This is a genomic window from Marinobacter sp. (genome assembly GCF_041984545.1).
Lineage (GTDB): Bacteria > Pseudomonadota > Gammaproteobacteria > Pseudomonadales > Oleiphilaceae > Marinobacter.
In genome coordinates this window covers 1-630 of sequence record NZ_JBHIXV010000094.1, presented here as the reverse complement: position 1 = coordinate 630, position 630 = coordinate 1, and the positions used below count along the sequence as shown (strand labels likewise).

Annotated in this window: 1 protein-coding gene; it reads right to left on the bottom strand. The window is 59.2% G+C overall.

The features are described 5' to 3' along the window. Window positions 1-630 (bottom strand): methyl-accepting chemotaxis protein (locus ACFC20_RS17695; protein WP_375194130.1); only part of this gene is annotated, 630 nt, incomplete at both ends.

Genomic DNA, 630 nt, shown 5'->3' with positions numbered 1-630 from the left:
CGCACCGCTGCAGCAATGGTTTGCAGCTCGGTTTCCACTTTCAGAATTGAATCCACCTGATGCTGGGCAAGTTCCGAGGCATGGCGCATGGTACCGACACAATCCACCACCTCTTTTTTCAGCCCCTCAATGGTTTGGCGAATCTCCTCAGTGGACGCCTGAGTGCGCGAGGCAAGCGCCCGGACTTCGTCTGCGACCACGGCAAATCCCCGGCCCTGCTCACCAGCTCTGGCCGCTTCAATCGCCGCGTTCAGGGCCAACAGGTTGGTCTGGTCGGCAATCTCGGAAATCAACTCCAGCCGTGAGGCCATTTCCGTTGTCCGCTGATCCAGCTGCTCAATACGCTGCGCACCGTTCTGGACCTCTGCATTCAGAGATTCAATACCCTGAACCGCATTTCGAGCCAGATGCTCTCCGGTTTCTGCCGACTTGGTGGTATCGGCCGATTTCCGTGCGGTAGTCACCGCGTTCTCTCGAACCTGCACCGCGGAAGCGGCCATCTCGGTGGTGGCACTGGCCACCTGGTCGGTATTGTCTTTCTGGGCCAGCACTTCCTGCTCGGTGGTCTCTGCCTTACCGGCAATGGTGCGGGCCGCCGCTTCAACCTGTTCTGCGTTGTCCATCACCGTA